The sequence below is a fragment of the Paraburkholderia unamae genome, assembly GCF_003096875.1.
Classification (GTDB): Bacteria; Pseudomonadota; Gammaproteobacteria; order Burkholderiales; family Burkholderiaceae; genus Paraburkholderia; species Paraburkholderia unamae.
Genome location: NZ_QEOB01000009.1, coordinates 257,654 through 273,513, shown reverse-complemented (window position 1 = coordinate 273,513; position 15,860 = coordinate 257,654). Strand labels below are relative to the sequence as shown.

Genomic DNA, 15,860 nt, shown 5'->3' with positions numbered 1-15,860 from the left:
CACCGGCAGCGTCCGTTCCACTCAAGAAAGGAAAGCAAATGAACACAAGAATCCTGACCCGCCTGTCCGTCTTCGCAGTTGCCGGCGCACTCGTCGCCGGCTGCGCAACCCAGCAAGGCACCAACACGGCCGTCGGCACGGGTGTCGGCGCGGGCACGGGCGCCGCGATCGGCGCCATCTTCGGCGGCGGCAAGGGTGCGGCGATCGGCGCGGGCGCCGGCGCGCTGGTCGGCGGTATCACGGGCTACAACTGGACCGCGATCCACAACAAGCTGACGGGCGCCACCAAGGGCACCGGCACGCAGATCACCGAGCAGCCGGACGGCTCGCTCAAGCTCAACATCCCGAGCAACGTGACGTTCGACACGAGCAGCTATGCGATCAAGCCGTCGTTCGCGCCGGTGCTCGACCAGGTCGCGCAAACGCTCCAGCAGAACCCGGAAGTCGTCGCACAAGTGGTTGGCCATACGGATAACACCGGCCAGCCGGCGTACAACCAGACGCTGTCGGTCAACCGCGCGCAGAGCGTGGTGAACTACCTCGCCTCGCGCGGCATCCCGATGCAGCGCATGTCGGCCGAAGGCCGCGGCGACACCCAGCCGATCGCCGACAACAGCACGGAAACCGGCCGCGCCGCGAACCGTCGCGTGGAAATCTACCTGCGCGCGACATCGCAACACCAGGGCGGCTAAGCGCGCCCGGCGCCAGGTGTCCTGGCGCAATCCAACAGCGACATAAGAACGGGACGGCGACAACGCCGTCCCGTTTGCGTTTCCGGCGGCCGGCGCAGCGAGCCAAACCGCCGTGCGACCCCAAGCCGAACGGGCTTTGCAGGCCTCGCAAAAGACGCGCGCAGAGAATCGAAAAATAATTCGAACTCTCCGGAAATCGCGCTGTCTGTCTTTACGGTACGTGTGCGGCAGTGCCGCCGCGTCACCATTCTCCTCTTGTCGTTGTTGCTCCGGGGCCATCCTGCCCCGGTTTTTTTTGCCCGTAATTTGTGCGACGCAGCATAGCGTTCGGCCGTGCGAGCGCGCGTGTTCGGAACGCTTTTCAGGCCGCTTCTCCCGCAAGCCGCCATCCGGCCGTGCAACGAGGGCCCGCCCGCCCTGCTAAAATCGCCCTTTCCCCCCGCAACATCGGACTTCTCCTCACTTATGTCAGCACCCGCCACCGACCTCGCAGCAGCCGGCGCGCATGCCAATCAAAGCGGCCGCCGCCAGATTCTCGTCACGTCTGCTCTGCCCTATGCCAACGGGCAGATCCACATCGGCCACCTGGTCGAGTACATCCAGACGGACATCTGGGTTCGCGCGCTGCGAATGCATGGCCACGAGGTCTACTACGTCGGTGCCGACGACACGCACGGCACGCCCGTCATGCTGCGCGCGGAGAAAGAAGGCCTCACGCCGCAGCAGCTGATCGCGCGCGTGTGGCAGGAGCACAAGCGCGACTTCGATAGCTTCGGCGTGTCGTTCGACAACTATTACTCGACGGACTCCGACGAGAACCGCGTGCTCTCCGAGTCGGTGTATCTGGCGCTCAAGGAAGCGGGTTTCATCGAAACGCGCGACATCGAGCAGGCCTACGACCCGGTCAAGAACATGTTCCTGCCCGACCGCTTCATCAAGGGCGAGTGCCCGAAGTGCGGCGCGAAAGATCAATACGGCGACAGCTGCGAAGTATGCGGCTCGACCTACCTGCCCACCGACCTGAAGAATCCGTACTCGGTGGTCTCCGGCGCCACGCCCATCCGCAAGACCTCGACGCACTACTTCTTCCGCCTCTCCGACCCGCGCTGCGAAGACTTCCTGCGCGGCTGGGTGAGCGGTCTGGCGCAACCGGAAGCGACCAACAAGATGCGCGAGTGGCTGGGCGACTCGGGCGAATCGAAGCTCGCCGACTGGGACATCTCGCGCGACGCGCCGTACTTCGGCTTTGAGATTCCGGGCGCGCCCGGCAAGTACTTCTATGTGTGGCTCGACGCGCCGGTCGGCTACTACGCGAGCTTCAAGAACCTGTGCGAGAAGCGCGGCCTCGACTTCGAGGCCTGGGTGAAGGCCGGTTCGAAGACGGAGCAGTACCACTTCATCGGCAAGGACATCCTGTACTTCCACACGCTGTTCTGGCCGGCCATGCTCCAGTTCTCGGGCCACCGCACGCCGACCAACGTGTTCGCGCACGGCTTCCTGACCGTGGACGGCGCGAAGATGTCGAAGTCGCGCGGCACCTTCATCACGGCCGAGAGCTATGTGACGACGGGCCTGAACCCCGAGTGGCTGCGCTACTACTTCGCCGCGAAGCTCAACAGCACGATGGAAGACCTCGACCTGAACCTCGAGGACTTCCAGGCGCGCGTGAACAGCGACCTGGTCGGCAAGTACATCAACATCGCGAGCCGCGCCGCGGGCTTCCTGATCAAGCGCTTCGAGGGCCGCGTGCAGGACAGCGCGATGAACCATCCGCTCATCGAGCAGATGCGTGCCGCCATTCCGCAAATCGCCGCGCACTACGAAGCACGCGAGTACAGCCGCGCGCTGCGCCAGACGATGGAACTCGCCGACGCCGTGAACGGCTATGTCGATACGGCCAAGCCGTGGGAACAGGCCAAGGACCCGGCCAACTCCGTCGCGCTGCACGAGACTTGCAGCGTGAGCCTCGAAGCGTTCCGTCTGCTCTCGCTCGCTTTGAAGCCGGTGCTGCCGCAACTCGCCGAAGGCGTCGAGCAGTTCCTCGCGATCGACCCGCTCACGTGGGCCGACGCAGGCAAGGCGCTGTCGTCGCAACGCCCGATCAACGCGTACAAGCATCTGATGACGCGCGTCGATCCGAAGCAGATCGAAGCGCTGCTCGCCGCGAACCGCGATTCGCTCCAGGCCACGGAAGCGCCCGCCGCAGCTGCCGCCGACGCGAACAAGAAGTCGAAGGCTTCGAAGGAAGCGAAGAAGGCCGAGCCTGAGACGCCGGAAGTCATCTCGATCGACGATTTCGCGAAGATCGATCTGCGCGTGGCGCTGATCGTCGACTGCAATATCGTCGAAGGCTCTGACAAGCTGCTGCAACTCACGCTCGACGTGGGCGAGGAAAAGACCCGCAACGTGTTCTCGGGCATTCGTTCGGCCTACAAGCCGGAAGACCTCAAGGGCAAGCTCACGGTGATGGTCGCGAACCTCGCGCCGCGCAAGATGAAGTTCGGCATGTCGGAGGGCATGGTGCTCGCGGCATCGGCCAAGGACGAGAAGGCCGAACCGGGCCTCTACATTCTCGAGCCGCATAGCGGCGCGAAGCCGGGCATGCGGGTACGTTAAAGCGCTAAGGCAATCAAGCCAGTCGGACCACTGCCTCGACAGGAAGGACGCAAGCGCCCAGCGCCTGCGTCCTTTTTTTATTTCCGCGCGCTCACCTGCGCAGCCGATCAAACCGTCGCGTGTACAGAATATCGGCGCCATAGAACGTGCCGCCGTACACCACCACCGACCAGTAACGCGAAAGATTGATCGTGGCCTTCACCGCGTTCGAGGCCGACTGCAAACCCTGCTCGTAGCCGATCACGAAGCGCTGGTTGATGGCCTTCGCGATCATCACGACCTCGGGGTCGGTCAGGCCCACTTCGCTGCGCCCGATCGAGAATTCATCAAGCCCGATGCTCTGCGCGATGCGCTTGCCCTGCGCGCTGCCGAGCAAGGCGAGCGCCGTCGTCATCGCGCTCTGCTGACCGATGTTGTTGCCCTGGTCGGTGCCGTGGCCGAACAGAAGCCAGGACAGTTTTTCGTTGTCGGGCACGTTGGGCTCGGAAACGAGCCGCGCCACCGGCGCCTGCACCGTGCCGGTGACCTGCACGCCCGCCTCGACCTGCTGGTTGCGGCGCATGGCGAGAATGTTGATGCCGGGATTGCCGACCGGCCCGTTGAACGTGAAGAAGCCGTTCTCGATGTTCAGCTTGGTGCCGAACGCCGTGTAGGTGGAGCCTTCGGTCACGCGAACGTTGCCTTCGGCGCGCAGCGGCACGTCCGGCGCGCTGTTCACCGAGATCTTGCCCGCAAGGCCGAGATCGGCGCCCTGCCCGCGGAAGCGGAAATCGTGGCCGAGGTCGATGTCGACGTTCGCGCGCGGCGCGAATCGCGGCGCGGGCCTGGTCGAGGCCGTTTCCTCGATCGGCGGCTTGCCGCCGATCGTCGAGCCGTCGGGACGCACGATCACCACGTCGTCGCCGAGCGAGGGCGCGGGCGACTCGGGCATGTCGAACAGCGCGTGATCGACCGTGAACTTGCCGTCGATCTGCATGCCGCCCAGGTGACCGCCATTGGCGATGCTCGCGCTGCCCGAGAGCGAGAGCTTGCGGTCGGGCGAGGCGAAGAGTTCGAGCTTGTCCGCGACGATGCTCGCGGTGAGATCGGGTTCGGCGTTGTCGAGCCGCACGCGGCCCGTCGCGCGCAGCGTGCCGCTCGTCGCGCCGTGGAACTCCACCTGCTGGAAGTCGACGAGATTCTGCGAGAGCGCGATGCGGATCACGCCGTCCTTCAACTCCACGCCCTGATCGACCATGGTGGCCGAGAGGCCGTCGCCGGTGAGCGAGCCCGTGACATTGGGCTTCGCGATCGTGCCGCCCAGCGCGAGTTGCAGCGCGAGGTGGCCGTCGAGCAGATAGCTCGGGCCGAACAGGCCGCCGGTGGTCCTGAGCGAGGGGACGTTGGCCTTGATCGTGCCGCCGATCGGCGCCTCGTCCACGACGGTGAGCATGCCGTCGCGCGGCGCGAGCGTCGTATAGGCGTCGATGTCGAGCACGCCCACGCGGCTCGCCTGCGCGTGCGCCGTGAGCGTGAGGCGATTGCCGCCGCTGAAGGCCGCGCGCGCGTTGAGGTCGCCGACGCCGAGCGAGGCGAAGCCGCGTCCGATCGCGGTCGTGATGTCGCCCGAGCGGCGCTTGATCTGCACGTAGCCGCTCGCGCTCTGGCCGATGGAAAAGTCCCAGTCGCCGTCGAAGATCATGTCCGTCCTGAGCGTGGACGGCACGCCCGTGAACTGCTGGCGCAGTTGCATGATGCGCGCGAGCGATACGTTCGTGAGCGTGCCCGCCGAACGGATGTGGCCGTTATCCAGATCGAACGACTTGAGCTCCAGCGACGCGCCTTCGGCCACGAGGCGCGTCGCGCCGAGCGTGACCTTGCCCGGGCCCGCGCTCACGGTGAGCGGCGACTGAAGCTTGACGCCCGGCACGCCGCGGTTTTCGAGCTGCGTGAGCGTGCCGTTCCAGCGCGTGCCCTCGCGCGTGTCCGCGAGACCGCCGTTCGCCGCCACCGCGAAGTCGATCGGCTGGCCCTGCACCTTGCCCTTCGCGTTCGCGGTGAGCGTGTGCTTCGCGCGCGTGCCGGTGAGGCGCGCGGTGAGCGTCGTGATATCGACGCCCGCCACGGCAATGCCGCTCGCGTCCGTGCTGAAAGCGAGCGCGCCGTTCGCGCCGTCGCGCGCGAGCGCGTGGCCCTCGGCGTGGCCGACGCGGTTCTCGCCGAACACCACGTGGTCGGCCTTGTAGTCGAGCGAGACGTCGGGATGCGCGAAGCTGCCGGTGAGGTCGCCGTTCGCCGCGAGCTGGCCCGCCACGCCAAAGCCGAGGCGGTCGAGCTGAGGCGCATCCACGCGAAAGCGCAGGCGGTCGCCCGGTGCGCCGAAGCTGCCTTGCAGATCGACGGTATTGCCCGCGACCGAGAGGTTCGCGCGGCTCGGCAGAATGCGCGAGCCCGCCAGTTGAATGAGACCCTGGCCCGTGAGCGGCAGATCGTCGTACACGCTCGGGCCGAGTTTGAACTCCGCCTTCGTCGTGAAGGTGGGCGCGAGCACGCCGCTCGCGTTGAGCGTGCCGTTCACGCGCGCCTCGATGCGGCGGCCGGGCGGGCGCGGCGCGGGCCGGGCCGGGGGCGCGGCGCCGCCCTGCTCCGTCGCCTTCGCGTTCTCCACGCGCTTTTGCTCGGCGGCCTGATCGCTCGATTGCGCGGGATTGAGCGCCGGGTTCAGCGTGGGATTGAGCGCGAGATTGCGTTGCGGGTTGAGGGCGTCGCCGCTCGTTGCAGGTGTGGCGGCGGCCCGCGTACGCGCATTCGCCTGGGCCGCCTTCGAGGCACTCGCGGCCTTCCCCGCGTTCGCCGGCGTGCGCACCGGCGTTTGCGCCGTAAGCGAGAGCGGATCGAAATTGGTCAGCACCGCCTTGAGCTGATACGTCGAGCCGGCGTCGTGCTTGAGCGCGCCCGACAGGTCGATGCGCCCGGCGCCCGAGGTCAGGCGCACGTCGCTGAACGACAGGCGCGCGGGGTCTTGCGTGATCTTGCCCTGCACGCGCAGCGCCGCCCTCGGATCGGCGAGATCGAGCGTGACGCTCTGCACGTCGCCGTTCAGGCGCACGCCGATCGGCCCCGCGAACTGCGTCGCGCGCACGCTCGACTCGATCGCGTTGAGGTCGAGCCCGGCCACCCTCAGGTCGAAGCGCCCGTCGCGCCCGCTGATCGTGCCGCCGCCCGTGAGCGTCGCGTTCTTCACGAGACGCACGGCGAGCCTGGGGATGCGCTGCGTTTTCGCGTCGAGCACGACGTCCGCGTGCGCGTCGATGAGCGGGAGCAGCTTCTCGTCGATGGAGCCGGGCTTCGCGTTGACGATCGACACCGTGCCCGCGACCGTGAAATCGGCCGCGTTGCCGCGTGCGCCCGCCCGCGCCCCGCGGTGCGGCGCCGAAGCCGCGGCCGGAACCGACGCGGGCGTCGCCGCGGAAGCCGCCGACACCCCCGACGCCCCCGATGCAGCCGCCGCCAGCGCCGCCGCGACACCCGCCGCGCCGCCCGGCACCGGCTGCAACTGCGCGCGCACGGCCAGATCGGCAAACGGCGCGCCGGGCGCAAACGCCTGCGGATTGACGTGATCGAACGCGAGCGTCGCGCGCTCCAGCGGCACGGCGGCAAACGGCGCCGCCTCCACGTGAGCGCGGCCGGTGAGCTTCATGCCGCTCGCCTCGATGTCGGCCGTGAGCGCTTCGAGCGAGCCCGCGAGCGTCGCGCTGACCTGTACGGCCTCGCCGTTGACCTTGCCCGAGTACCCAAGGTCGCCCGAGAGCGCGAACGGGCGCACGCCGTCGAGCTTCGCCTCGGCGCTCACCGCGCCAAAGGGCGTGTCGAGGCGCTCGATGGCGGCTTCATGATGACGGCCATCGCTGCGGGCGTGGAACTGGAGCCGCGAGTACTCGCTCGTCGAGGCGCCTTCGTGCAGCGTGAGCTTGTTGACCTGAAGATCGCGGATCTCCAGCCCGAGCGGCAGTTGCAGGTTTTCCGGCAACTGCATCGGCGAGGAAGGCTCGTGCGACGGCACGATGCGCAGGTCGACGTCGCCGACATGCAGATAGTCGATCACGAAGCGCCACGGCGTCTTGCGAAAGCCCTCCACCGCCCACTGCCCGCCCACGCGATCCACTTCGAGCGTGGTGCCATCCGGGCCGTGCCATCTCAGGTTGGAAAAACGCACGCCGGTGGCGAGCGTGCCGCCTTCGAAGCGCCCCGCGAGCTTGCCGTCGAGCACCTTCACGGCGACGCGCCAGACGTAGGACGCGCCGCGCTCGGTGGTCAGCACGCCATAGAGCAGGCCGCCGACGATCCCGACAATCAGCACCGGCACGACGATCGCCCAGACCAGCGCCTTCCAGAGCCGCCGTGGCCGGCGCGGCGGCGGCGTGCGTGCATCGCCGTCGCCGCCGTTCCCGCCACCGTTGGCGCCATCGCCGCCATCGTCCTCGGCACGGTCCGAAGCGGCCGGCTCTCCCGGCGGCACGGCGAACGCGGGAGCGAGCCGGAACAGCGCGGCAAGGCGGCGCGCGATCATGCGGCCACCCCGCCGGGCAGCGCGAGCGTCGAAGCAAAACGGAGCGGCGCGCGCGTCGTCATCAGAAGGCGATCCCGAGAGTCAGATAAGGCCGCACGCTATGGGTGCGAAAGCCATAGGCGAGATCGAGGTTGACCGGCCCGACGGGGCTGCGCCAGCGCGCGCCGATGCCGGCGCCGGGATCGAATTCCTTCTCGCCCCAGGTGTCGGTGGCCGTGCCCACGTCGAAGAACGCCGCGCCGCCCCAGTCGCGGCTCCACCAGTGCTGGTACTCGGCCGAGCCGGTCACGAGATACTTGGTCGGCAAAATCGATCCGCCCACGTCGTTGCCGATGCTCTGGAACGCGTAGCCGCGCACCGAGTTCGAGCCGCCCGCGCGAAACAGCAGCGAGGCGGGCACGCCGCTCGACGGCCCGCTCGTGAACACGCCGCCCATCTCCGCGCGAAACACCATGAGGTCGCTCTGGCCGATCGGCAGGTATTGCTGGCCGCGCATGTAGGCGCGCAGAAAGCTTTGCTCGGCCCCCACGTTCTTGAGCGCGAAGCCCGCCTCCACGCGGATGATGTTGCCGGTGCGCGGAAACAGCGGGTCGTCCACGTTGCGGCGCGTCCAGGACCAGGTCGGCACGAGCGCATAGGCGCGCGTGGGCGCGCCCACGTTCTGCGTGATGCGGTCGTCGTAGAACATCAGCGCGTAGGCGTAATCGATGTTCTGCGAAGTGCGCGTGCGCTGCACGCCGACGCGCGCGCTGTAGATGTTCGTATCGGACACGTCGGTGCTCGTGTAGGAGGCGACGAGGCTGTTGGTCCACGCGCGCGGGCCGGGCGGCATCGAGAGCTGGACCTGGCCGAACTTCTGGATCTGGTCGAGCCGGCCCTGCACCTGGAACGGCCACGCCGCGCCGAACGTATTCAGATACGTGTACGAGCCCTGGACGTGCGCGCCGGTGTCGGTCGAGTAACCCACGCCGCCGCGAAAGCTGTTGTACGGGAACTCGCTCACCTTCACGTGCACGGGCGTGTCGAGCGGCTTTTGTGTGTTGGCGTCCACGTCGATCGCCACGCTCGCGTAGTACGGCGTGTTCTGCACCTGGCGTTGCAGCTCGGTCACGCGGTTCAGGTCGTAGATCTCGCCCGGCGAGAGCGGATTCACGTTGTCGATGATGTAGCCGGGGTAGCGCCGCGTGCCCGAAACGTCGAGCTTGCCCAACGTGAAGGTGGGGCCGCTGTCGAAGGTTACGGAAAGTTGCGCGTCGTTCTGGAGCGGATCGATGCGCGCCTGCGACTGCACGATCTTCGCGCCGAGATAGCGGCGCGCTTGCAGCGCCTTGAGCGCGGCGTTCTTGGCGTCGTCCCAGCCCGACTGCGTGAAGGCGTCGCCATCGTGCAGCGAAAAGGCGAAGCGCGCGGTGTTTTCCTGCGCCGGGTCTTCGGTGAGCACCGGGCCGCGGAACGTGAGATTCACCGACGATATCGTCGTGCGCGGCCCCGCGTCGACGCTCACCGTCACGTGCCGCCTGCCCTCGATGTTGCGCACGTCGGTGCGCACGACGGGCGAGAAATAACCGTCGGTCGAAGCGAGATCGCGCACCTGCTGCGGCGTGGCCGTCACGAGGAATTCGAACTGGTCCTCGCCCACGTCGGGGCGGGTGGCGAAGCGCGCGATGTCGAGGTGCGCCTGAAGCAGGTTGCGCAGTTCGCGCGGGGACGCGTCGATCTCGACGTCGTAGTAGGTGCGCGCGCGCATCCACGGCAGCAGGCTGGCGAGATCGGCCCGGGCGGGCGTGGCGGCGGCCAGGCACGCGATGAAACACACGGCCAGCGAAGCGGCAAAGCGCAACGACGCGCGCCCTTCGGCCCTGCGCGCCACGACGGCATGCTGCGCCCGCGCCGTCCGCGTGGGACGTCGCCATGCGCGCAACGCTTCGATCACCCATCCCGCCAAACAAGACCTCCGGCTGTCGTAGAACTGGTCGCCACCGGTTGCGCGGCTCGCGCGCGGGGCGCGGAGCGCGGCATCGGGCGCAAACGCGTTATTTCACCACATCGGCGCGTAAATACCCCAGGAGGCGGCGCAAGTCGGGCGGGAACACGTACGACAATCGGGGCGCAAGCGCCGTCCTGATGTTGGTCACCCCGCCGGACACCCGCTGAACGCCTCGTTTGACACCCCGTGCGACGCCCGCCCCGATGTTCCGCGGCGATGGCTTGCGGTAAAATTACCGCCGACAGAATTAGCGGCGCGGTGCAATCATGCGCCCCGCCTTACTGGACGGACGTCAGCCATGTATCAGTCGGACATCACGCAGTTCATCACCCAGCTCAAGCAGCAAAAGCCGCAACTCGAGGAGCAGCAGCGCAAGGGCCGCGCGCTCCTGTGGGACAAGCAGCCGATCGACCTCGACGAGCGCGAGCGCCAGCAAGCCTCGCGCGTGCGGCAAACGCCTTACGTCTACTATCAGAACTTCTGATGGCCGAGGCTGACGGGGCCGGCACGCCGCCAGCGGGCGAGCACGCGGCCAGTCACGCGGGCCAGCCCGCCGGGCAGCCGCCCGGCGAAGCGCTGACCGCACCCTCCACCGACTCGACGCCCGACACGATCGACGGCGTCGCGTACGCACGCCTGTACGGCGAGCCGCTCTTCAAGCTTCCACAGGACCTCTACATCCCGCCGGACGCGCTCGAAGTCTTTCTCGAGACCTTCGAAGGCCCGCTCGACCTGCTGCTGTACCTTATCCGCAAGCAGAACTTCAACGTTCTCGACATCCCGATGGCGGAGGTCACGAACCAGTACCTCGGCTACGTCGAGCAACTGCGCAAGACCAACCTCGAACTCGCCGCGGAATATCTGCTGATGGCGGCCATGCTCATCGAGATCAAGTCGCGCATGCTGCTGCCGGTCAAGAAGGCCGATACCGGCGAGGAAGCCGAAGACCCGCGCGCCGAACTCGTGCGGCGCCTGCTCGAATACGAGCAGATGAAGCTCGCCGCCCAGCGCATCGACCGCCTGCCGCAGCTCGGGCGCGACTTCATGCGCGCCGAGGTCTATATCGAGCAGAGCATCACGCCGCGCTTTCCCGACGTGGACAGCAACGACCTGCGCGCCGCGTGGGCCGACGTCATCAAGCGCGCGAAGCTCGTTCAGCACCACAAGATCTCGCGCGAGGAGCTCTCCGTGCGCGAGCACATGAGCATCATCCTGCGCCGGCTCCAGGGCGAGCGCTTCATGGAATTCTCCGAGCTGTTCGACACCACGCGCGGCGTGCCCGTGGTGATCGTGAACTTCATCGCCATGCTGGAGCTGTCGCGCGAATCGCTCATCGAGATCACCCAGCCCGAGCCGTTCGCGCCGATCTACGTGCGGCTCGCGTATTTGCCTACCTGAGTGCCTGCCTGAGTGTCTCCCTGAGTGTCTCCCTGAGCGCCCAGGGCAAGGCGCAAGGCCCGTTCGGGCTTGCCGCGCCCCCGCCGCAAATAAATAGCACCACATCAAATGAAGGGCCGCCGGCCGGCCCGCGCGGCGCGACGCCAGGAAAATCCCTCACCCGGGGCGGGTGCGCCGCGCTCACAAATCCACTACAATCGCCCGCGCCTGCCCGGTCTCGTCCCACATACGGGACACACGAAGAACCGCACGCGCCAAGCTGCGCGGCCCGGGCGCGCGACGTCCGCTTCGCGGTCCGTGGGCCGGGCCCTGCGGCGTGCAACCCAAGTCTTGCCCCGCGCGAGGCATAAAGCATCCGATCATGAAAGTCATCAGTTCGATTCAGGAATTGCGCGACCAGTTGCGCGGCCAAAACCGCACCGCGTTCGTGCCGACCATGGGCAACCTGCACGAAGGCCATCTTTCGCTGATGCGCCTCGCGCGCCAGCACGGCGACCCGGTCGTGGCGAGCATCTTCGTGAACCGCCTCCAGTTCGGCCCGAACGAGGACTTCGACAAGTATCCCCGCACGCTCCAGGACGACATCGAGAAGTTGCAGAAGGAGAACGTCTACGTGCTGTTCGCGCCGACCGAGCGCGACCTGTATCCGCAGCCGCAGGAATACCGCGTGCGCCCGCCCCATGACCTGGGCGACATTCTGGAGGGCGAGTTCCGCCCCGGCTTCTTCGAGGGCGTGTGCACGGTCGTCATGAAGCTGATGTCGTGCGTGCAGCCGCGTGTGGCCGTGTTCGGCAAGAAGGACTACCAGCAGTTGATGATCGTGCGCGCGATGTGCAACCAGTTCGCGCTGCCGACCGAGGTGATCGCCGCCGAAACGGTGCGCGACGCCGACGGCCTCGCGCTCAGCTCGCGCAACCGCTACCTGGGCGAAGCCGAGCGCGCGGAAGCCCCGCAACTGGCGGGCGTGCTGCGCGCGATTCGCGAATCGGTGCTCTCGGGCCGCCGCGACTTCCAGCAGCTCGAACTCGACGCCATGGCCACGCTTGCCGCGCGCGGCTGGAAGCCCGACTACATCGCGATCCGCAAGCGCGCGAACCTGCTGCCGCCCACGCCGGGCGTCGCCGCTCAAGCCGACGAGCCGCTCGTCGTGCTGGCCGCGGCCAAGCTCGGCGCCACGCGCCTGATCGACAACCTCGAAATCTGAGGTCCGCGGGGCGGCCGCGCCGCCCCTGTTCACAAGATACCCGCTTGATCCCGCTTGATTCCGGTTATCCGCGCCTTGACGCGGGCTCAAGCTCAAGCACCTGACCCGCGGCGGGCCGCGCGCCCGCACGCCTGAGGAGACACGCCATGCAACGCCATATGCTCAAGTCGAAGATCCACCGCGTCGCCGTCACGCACTGCGAGCTGCACTACGAAGGCTCGTGCGCCATCGACGAGAACCTGCTCGAAGCGGCGAACATCGTCGAGAACGAGCGCATCGACATCTGGAACATCAACAATGGCGAGCGCTTCACGACCTACGCGATCAAGGGCGAACGCGGCAGCGGCATGATCTCGCTGAACGGCTCGGCCGCGCGCCGCGCGCAACTGGGCGACCTCGTGATCATCGCGGCCTTCGCGAACGTGGAAGAGGAAGAGCTCAAGGCCGGCTGGAAGCCGGACCTCGTGTTCGTCGACGAGAACAACCGCATCAAGGGCAGCCGCGACCACGTGCCCACGCAAAGCTGGAGCTAAGGCGCGCGGCCGGCCGGCGCGGGCTCGCTTGCCAGCCTGGTTGCGAGCTTACTTGCCTGCGCCGTCCACCCAGCCGAGAATCGACTGCCACTGGTCGAGATCCTTCTCGACCCGGCTCTTCGCCACGTCCCACAGCGTGAGGCCGTGCGCGGCCAGCTGCACGTAGTTCTGCGTGTCGCGCAAATAGCCCAGCACCGGCAGCTCCAGCCCTTCCACGAAGCGCTGGAGCTGCTCGGCCGAGCGCGTGCGCGAATCCACCCGCATGCCCACCACGCCCACCTGGATCGAGCCCTTGCGCACGGCCTTTTCCTTGGCGAGGCGGTTCAGGAAGTCCTGGGTGGCGAGGATGTCGAACATCGAGGGTTGCAGCGGCACGATCACCTTGTCGGCCAGTTCGATGATCGCCCCGAGCCGGTTGCCGTGCAGGCCGGCAGGCGTGTCGATGACGGCGTGCTCGAGTCCCTTGGGCGGCTTCGCCGGGTTGTCCAGGTCGACCTGCCAGCTTTCGATGGGCGGCAGCGTGGCCGGCCGCAAATCGAGCCATGCGTGCGAAGACTGCTGCCGGTCGAGATCCGCGAGCGCCACCCACTCGCCTTGCGCGGCGAAATAGCCCGCCAGATTGGTGGACAGCGTGCTCTTTCCCACGCCGCCCTTGGGATTCGCCACCACGATTACCGTCATGAATGCTCCCGTCAGGATGGCTGGCACTGGGCCAGCCGGATTGCCGTGATTCTTGCCTGATGCCCTTCGAGGCGCCTTGCGGACGAGCCGCCGCCCCGAATCAACCGTCCGATATTATCGGCAAATTGCGCGCCGCCGAAGCCCCCGCGTGTGCGCACCGCATTTGTTGCTGTCAAATTCCGGAGACTGACCGACCATGAGCACCCTACGCCAGGATGTCACGATCGAAACCCTGCTCGAGCGCCAGCGCGGCCGCCTGCCCGAACTGCTGGGCTTTCGCCCGCTCGCGCTCGAACAAGGCCTGCTGCGCGCCGAACTCGACGTGCGCAGCAATCTGCTCGCGCCCAACGGCTTCCTGCACGCGGCCACGGTGATCGGCCTTGCCGACACCGCCTGCGGTTACGCCTGCCTCGCCCACCTGCCGCCCAACGCGAAGAACTTCACGACCATCGAGATCAAGAGCAACCATCTCGGCACGGCGCGCGAAGGCACGATCTCGGCCGTGGCGACGGGCGTGCACCTCGGGCGCAGCACGCAGGTCTGGGACGCCACGGTGAGCGGCCCGGACGGCAAGACCATCGCGCTGTTCCGCTGCACGCAGATGGTGCTTTACTGAGCTGCGCGCTTTATCGCGCGTTCAGGCGCGTATTTACCTGATCACCCCAAACACCCTCTCCAGATCGAGGCTCGCCGCGAGCGTATCCGCCAGCCGCTCCAGCGACGCCTCGCGCAACGCCGGGTAGTCCACCGCGCGCGCCGCCGCGAGCCCCGCCCAGCGCAGCAGCGCGGTGCACGCCTCGGGCGTGTCGAAGAGGCCGTGCACGTAGGTCGCGAGGATCTGGCCGTCGGCCGAACACGCGCCGTCGGGACGCGACGCCCCTGCGCCCTCCTGCGCAAGCCGCAGCGCGGGCGTTTCCAGCGCGCGCCCGCGCGTTTCGCCCATGTGAATCTCGTAACCGGCCACCCGCGCCGGTTCCGCGCCTTCCAGCGCAAGCGCGCCCGTCACATTCTTGAGCGTCTTTTCGCGCGTGAGTTCGGTTTCGTAGTCGAGCCAGCCAAAGCCCGCCACCGCGCCCGGCTCGCCCTCCACGCCGTGCGGATCGGCAATCGCGCGCCCGAGCATCTGCATGCCCCCGCAAATGCCGATCACGCGCCCGCCGTAGCGCAGATGCCGCGTGAGCGCCGTCTCCCAGCCCTGCGCGCGCAGCCACGCGAGGTCGTCGCGCACGTTCTTCGAGCCCGGCAGGATCACGAGATCGGCGGCGCCCGGCGTTTCGCCCGTACGCACGTAGGTGAAATCGACTTGCGGATGGGCGCGCAGCGCGTCGAAATCCGTGTGGTTGCTGATGTGCGGCAGCGCGGGCACGACCACGCGCAAGATCTCGCCGCCCGCCTGCGCGCCGCTGTGGGCCGCGCCGGGCAGCATGTCCTCGGCGTCGAGCGTGAGGCCGTGCAGATACGGCACCACGCCGAGCACGGGCTTGCCGGTTTGCTTCTCCAGCCATTCGAGGCCGGGTTCGAGCAGCGTGCGGTCGCCGCGAAAACGGTTGATGACGAAGCCCTTCACGCGTGCGCGCTCGCTCTCCGACAGGCAGGCCAGCGTGCCGATCAGGTGCGCGAACACGCCGCCACGGTCGATGTCGGCCACGAGCACGACCGGGCAGTCCACGGCCTCGGCGAAGCCCATGTTGGCGATGTCGTTGGCGCGCAGATTGACTTCGGCGGGGCTGCCCGCGCCTTCCACGAACACCGTGTCGTAGCGCTCGCGCAGGCGCGCGTACGACTGGAGCACGGCCTCGCGCGCGAGCGGCTTGTAGTCCTGGTACGCGCGCGCATTGAGGTTCATGCGCGCCTTGCCGTGAATGATGACCTGCGAGCCGAGGTCGCTGTTGGGCTTGAGCAGCACCGGGTTGAGGTCGGTGTGCGCCTCGATGCCGGCCGCGATCGCCTGGAGCGCCTGGGCGCGGCCGATCTCGCCGCCATCCACGGTCACGGCGCTGTTGAGCGCCATGTTTTGCGGCTTGAACGGGGCGACGCGCGCGCCCGCGCGGCGCGCGAGGCGGCACAGGCCGGCCACGAGCGTGCTCTTGCCGGCGTCGGACGTGGTGCCCTGGATCATCAGCGTGCCCTGGGGCACGGCGGGTAGCGTTGCGGTCATGAAGCGGTTGGCGCGGGTGGCGCGTGGGCGGCTGTGGCGAAC

11 protein-coding genes are annotated in these 15,860 nt (G+C 67.8%); 7 read left to right on the top strand and 4 right to left on the bottom strand.

The window, feature by feature from the left end:
* Nucleotides 1–38: 38 nt before the first annotated feature.
* Both C7402_RS20440 and metG read left to right on the top strand, forming a co-directional pair.
* A complete protein-coding gene (locus C7402_RS20440) occupies nucleotides 39–692 on the top strand; it encodes a YiaD family glycine zipper/OmpA-like lipoprotein (RefSeq protein WP_112172625.1) in 654 nt (217 codons plus the stop codon).
* Between the two features lie 465 nt (nucleotides 693–1,157).
* Nucleotides 1,158–3,308: a methionine--tRNA ligase gene (metG, locus tag C7402_RS20435; RefSeq protein ID WP_116611837.1), complete on the top strand. Its 2,151-nt coding sequence runs from the start codon at nucleotides 1,158–1,160 to the stop codon at nucleotides 3,306–3,308.
* Nucleotides 3,309–3,399: 91 nt separating this feature from the next.
* On the opposite strand, the gene C7402_RS20430 is transcribed toward metG, so the two are convergent.
* Together C7402_RS20430 and C7402_RS20425 are read right to left on the bottom strand one after the other, a co-directional pair.
* Complete coding sequence (locus tag C7402_RS20430; RefSeq protein ID WP_116611836.1) at nucleotides 3,400–7,857, bottom strand: translocation/assembly module TamB domain-containing protein; 4,458 nt, start codon at nucleotides 7,855–7,857, stop codon at nucleotides 3,400–3,402.
* Between the two features lie 61 nt (nucleotides 7,858–7,918).
* Nucleotides 7,919–9,604, bottom strand: coding sequence for an autotransporter assembly complex protein TamA (locus C7402_RS20425; protein ID WP_116611925.1), 1,686 nt, complete (start codon nucleotides 9,602–9,604; stop codon nucleotides 7,919–7,921).
* Nucleotides 9,605–10,142: 538 nt separating this feature from the next.
* Between C7402_RS20425 and C7402_RS20420 the strand changes: the two genes are divergently transcribed.
* The 4 genes from C7402_RS20420 to panD all read left to right on the top strand — a co-directional run bounded on the left by C7402_RS20420 (nucleotide 10,143) and on the right by panD (nucleotide 12,979).
* Complete coding sequence (locus C7402_RS20420) at nucleotides 10,143–10,328, top strand: DUF3460 family protein (protein ID WP_112172622.1); 186 nt, start codon at nucleotides 10,143–10,145, stop codon at nucleotides 10,326–10,328.
* Nucleotides 10,328–11,242, top strand: coding sequence for a segregation and condensation protein A (locus C7402_RS20415; protein ID WP_244314889.1), 915 nt, complete (start codon nucleotides 10,328–10,330; stop codon nucleotides 11,240–11,242). The genes C7402_RS20420 and C7402_RS20415 overlap by 1 nt, the downstream gene beginning before the upstream one ends.
* A gap of 361 nt (nucleotides 11,243–11,603) precedes the next feature.
* Nucleotides 11,604–12,446, top strand: coding sequence for a pantoate--beta-alanine ligase (gene panC / locus C7402_RS20410; RefSeq protein WP_112172621.1), 843 nt, complete (start codon nucleotides 11,604–11,606; stop codon nucleotides 12,444–12,446).
* A 146-nt stretch (nucleotides 12,447–12,592) separates the two neighbouring features.
* The gene (panD, locus tag C7402_RS20405; protein WP_028207747.1) at nucleotides 12,593–12,979 is read left to right on the top strand and encodes an aspartate 1-decarboxylase; all 387 of its coding nucleotides are present in this window, start codon (nucleotides 12,593–12,595) and stop codon (nucleotides 12,977–12,979) included.
* Between the two features lie 48 nt (nucleotides 12,980–13,027).
* Here panD and C7402_RS20400 read toward each other — a convergent pair whose 3' ends face one another.
* Nucleotides 13,028–13,660 (bottom strand): ParA family protein, encoded by a 633-nt coding sequence (locus C7402_RS20400; RefSeq protein ID WP_112172620.1) that lies wholly within the window; start codon nucleotides 13,658–13,660, stop codon nucleotides 13,028–13,030.
* A gap of 196 nt (nucleotides 13,661–13,856) precedes the next feature.
* On the opposite strand from C7402_RS20400, the gene C7402_RS20395 reads away from it, so the two are divergent.
* Nucleotides 13,857–14,276, top strand: a complete 420-nt coding sequence (locus C7402_RS20395) for a PaaI family thioesterase (protein ID WP_112172619.1) — start codon at nucleotides 13,857–13,859, stop codon at nucleotides 14,274–14,276.
* A 33-nt stretch (nucleotides 14,277–14,309) separates the two neighbouring features.
* Here C7402_RS20395 and C7402_RS20390 read toward each other — a convergent pair whose 3' ends face one another.
* On the bottom strand, nucleotides 14,310–15,818 hold the full coding sequence (locus C7402_RS20390) for a cobyric acid synthase (RefSeq protein WP_244314888.1): 1,509 nt from the start codon (nucleotides 15,816–15,818) through the stop codon (nucleotides 14,310–14,312).
* Nucleotides 15,819–15,860: the final 42 nt, after the last annotated feature.

Bases quoted from the DNA above. Each gene is read 5' to 3' on its own strand.
- C7402_RS20395 (WP_112172619.1), top strand. From the start codon at position 13,857: ATGAGCACCCTACGCCAGGATGTCACGATCGAAACCCTGCTCGAGCGC.
- C7402_RS20440 (WP_112172625.1), top strand. From the start codon at position 39: ATGAACACAAGAATCCTGACCCGCCTGTCCGTCTTCGCAGTTGCCGGC.
- panC (WP_112172621.1), top strand. From the start codon at position 11,604: ATGAAAGTCATCAGTTCGATTCAGGAATTGCGCGACCAGTTGCGCGGC.
- metG (WP_116611837.1), top strand. From the start codon at position 1,158: ATGTCAGCACCCGCCACCGACCTCGCAGCAGCCGGCGCGCATGCCAAT.
- C7402_RS20400 (WP_112172620.1), bottom strand. From the start codon at position 13,660: ATGACGGTAATCGTGGTGGCGAATCCCAAGGGCGGCGTGGGAAAGAGC.
- C7402_RS20420 (WP_112172622.1), top strand. From the start codon at position 10,143: ATGTATCAGTCGGACATCACGCAGTTCATCACCCAGCTCAAGCAGCAA.
- C7402_RS20425 (WP_116611925.1), bottom strand. From the start codon at position 9,604: ATGCGCGCGCGCACCTACTACGACGTCGAGATCGACGCGTCCCCGCGC.
- C7402_RS20430 (WP_116611836.1), bottom strand. From the start codon at position 7,857: ATGATCGCGCGCCGCCTTGCCGCGCTGTTCCGGCTCGCTCCCGCGTTC.
- panD (WP_028207747.1), top strand. From the start codon at position 12,593: ATGCAACGCCATATGCTCAAGTCGAAGATCCACCGCGTCGCCGTCACG.
- C7402_RS20390 (WP_244314888.1), bottom strand. From the start codon at position 15,818: ATGACCGCAACGCTACCCGCCGTGCCCCAGGGCACGCTGATGATCCAG.
- C7402_RS20415 (WP_244314889.1), top strand. From the start codon at position 10,328: ATGGCCGAGGCTGACGGGGCCGGCACGCCGCCAGCGGGCGAGCACGCG.